This is a genomic window from Pseudoalteromonas sp. Z1A6 (assembly GCF_011378745.1).
GTDB lineage: Bacteria > Pseudomonadota > Gammaproteobacteria > Enterobacterales > Alteromonadaceae > Pseudoalteromonas > Pseudoalteromonas arctica.
Genome location: NZ_WTKW01000437.1, coordinates 1 through 3,083, shown reverse-complemented (window position 1 = coordinate 3,083; position 3,083 = coordinate 1). Strand labels below are relative to the sequence as shown.

Annotated in this window: 2 protein-coding genes; one reads left to right on the top strand and one right to left on the bottom strand. The window is 36.3% G+C overall.

The window, feature by feature from the left end:
- Window positions 1–938: exopolysaccharide biosynthesis polyprenyl glycosylphosphotransferase (locus GQR46_RS18205; RefSeq protein WP_206009681.1), on the top strand; the 938-nt coding region annotated here is incomplete at its 5' end.
- A gap of 601 nt (window positions 939–1,539) precedes the next feature.
- On the opposite strand, the gene GQR46_RS18200 is transcribed toward GQR46_RS18205, so the two are convergent.
- Window positions 1,540–2,910: an MBL fold metallo-hydrolase gene (locus tag GQR46_RS18200; protein WP_165741907.1), complete on the bottom strand. Its 1,371-nt coding sequence runs from the start codon at window positions 2,908–2,910 to the stop codon at window positions 1,540–1,542.
- Window positions 2,911–3,083 lie beyond the last annotated feature (173 nt).

Here is a 3,083-nt window from a genome sequence, read left to right as displayed (position 1 = left end):
CAATAGGAGCGGCTTTTAGTTTTGTTTGGCTTTTTATTACTACTATTTTGAGAACAGGACATAAAAAGCTTACTTTACATGTAATAGATAACTTTGACACGCAAGATCTAATTGACCATGAAAACCTCGACGTTTACTTTTTAACTGAACCATATAGTCAATCTGCAATTAAGGATGGCTTAGTTGTTGATCTCCACAAAAATATTACTCATCATCAAGAGAAGTTTATTGCTGATTGCAGCCTTAATAACATCCCAGTTTTCCATGCGGATAGTATCAAAGAGATGATTGATGGAAAGGTGCAAATAAAACATTTATCTGATAATTCAATTGGTACCTTACAGCCTAATCCAATTTATCAAATATTTAAGCGCCTTTGGGAGACTGTAATTATTGTTTTAACACTCCCTCTAACTCTTTTAATTATGGTTCTTACAGCTATTGCTATTCGATTAGAAAGTCGAGGCCCTGTTATATTTACGCAAGAACGTGTAGGACAAGCTGGTCGAGTTTTTAAAATTTATAAATTCAGAAGTATGACGGTAAAAACTAGTTGTGCAGAGGATAAGTTTGCTACTGAAGAGCATGCTAGAATAACTCGCATAGGTAAGGTGATTCGAAAAGTAAGAATTGACGAATTACCACAGTTTTTTAATGTTCTAAAAGGTGATATGGCATTAATTGGCCCACGGCCTGAACAAGAATCTTTTGTTAAGTTATTTGAACAAGAAATTCCATTTTATGGCTATAGGCATATAGTAAAGCCAGGTATAACTGGTTGGGCGCAAACTGTACAAGGTTATGCTGATGATACTGATTCAACAAAAGAAAAGTTAGCGTATGACCTTTATTATATTAAACACTTATCTTTTTGGCTTGATCTTAATATTGTATTTAAAACCATCAGGACAATGCTAACGGGGTTTGGTGCAAAGTAACCAACTAGAAAGTGTGGAAAGACGTTAATATAAAATTTTGATATTCATATTTAAAAGCTCAATCGTTAAGTAAATGGAAGAATCTCCGGTTTGAAATTGCAGCTATTGGTAATAGAAATTTTTAGTTATATATACCGATAGCTGTAATTTAGTAAGTCTCGACTGAACAGCAGAGCTAATATTACTCCCAAATTATATTTTTTGCTCGACTAAAGTTAATAACCCAAGTCGCTACTCAGCAAGTAACAAAATCAGGTAATTACTTACAAAGTGAATTTAAATTTTTGAAATGAGAAGGTGGTTGGGCAGTCCACGCTGTTAATAATTTAGCTTAAGACGATAGCTCACTTAAAAATTCAGTTAATCGAAGAACTCTCACAATTGCACCAATATAATTGCCTTCTTAGTGCTAGGTAAACTTAATTTATTATTTAAAAGTTATTAGCCACAGCAATGGTGTAGGAGCTATTGCGGGGATTTACTTCAGACTACCACTTCAAATTTCGATATACATACTGCGTAATTACCTTGATTACATTTAATTCAACTCAAAAGTTGTACTTACAGTAAAAATAGATCTATAAATATTTACTATTATAAACTACTTTCCAATTTCTATAATTTCACCTCGGTCCAAAACAGCCCTGTACTTATCTGCCAAAGCACCTTTTGCATCATCATCCCCATGTACAATTTTTATATGGCTTGGCTTTTTATGCATACCCGTTACAAACTTAATTAATCCGTTTTGATCGGCATGGGCGCTGTAGCCACTAATTGTATGTACTTTTGCGTTTATAGTAATACGAGCATCATTTATAAAAACATACCCATTACGTGGGCCATATTTTTGGATCTCGCGGCCTAAAGTTTTATTACCTTGGTAACCTACAAATAATACATCGGTGGTTTTATCATTTAAAAATCGCTCTAAGTAATTAACTATTCGGCCACCAGTGCACATACCGCTTGCTGCTAATATTATGGCTGGTGTTTGCCGCGAACTTAAATGGTTAATAATAGCCAAATGCTCTTTGTGTGAATCAACCGTAGTTAGGTTTTTAAAATCGAGCGGGTGCCTACCATTTGCAACTTTGCGTTTGGCTTCGCTATCCCATAAGTGCTTAAACTTTTTGTATTGCTCAGTAAAATTGGCTGCCATAGGGGAGTCGAGTATTACGTGAATGTCTCGCCACTTAGACTTTTTAGATGAGCTATGTATGAGTTGCTCAAGCTCATATAGCAGCTCTTGTGTGCGCCCAATACTAAAAGCAGGTACTAAAACAACGCCATTGTCGGCTACGGCGCGTTCAATAATGTTTTTTAGCGTTTTAGTACGCTCTTTACGGCCTTGGTGATTTTTATCACCGTAGGTTGATTCAATAACTAGGGTGTCGGCTTTATAGGGCGGCTTAGGCGAAGGGAGTAGCGGGGTGTATGGCGCACCCAAATCTCCTGAAAATACAACACGGTGTTTGTTGTTATCACTATTTTTAATATCAATTTCTACGTAAGCCGACCCCAATATATGCCCAGCACGCTGAAACCTCGCTTTAGCTTTATTGAGCCCTTTGCAAGGTAGTTCAAACCACGTTTTATAATCAACAGCTACTATGCGCTTATTTAATAAGCTTAAGCAGGCAGCTATAATTTTAGGGTCGCGGGTTACACCTACTTTTAAAGCATCTTCAATTACCAAAGGTAATAAACTGGCCGATGCAATACTTGTAAAAATAGGGCCTTTAAAACCAGCTGCTAATAAGTAAGGAATTCGGCCAACATGGTCAATATGGCAATGGGTAACAATAAGGGCAGTAACATGGGTAATATTAAACTCAATTGAAAGGTCGGCTTTAGAGTCTTCGCCTTGAAATAATCCGCAATCAATAAGCACACTTGTTTGCTCATTAACTACCAGCTCGTGACACGAACCAGTAACGCCGTTAACCGCTCCGTGGTGAAGTATTTGCATTGTGCTTCCTTGTCATCAATTTGTTACATTGAATTTTAAGGTAGAAGTAAAGCCATAATTATTCAAGGTTCTAACGCTTGAGCTAAATTAATAACCTCACCTTCAACATATCACCTGTAGGTGCGAATTTACTTCGCGCTCTTACCTATATATTTATTTAAAAAATATTAATT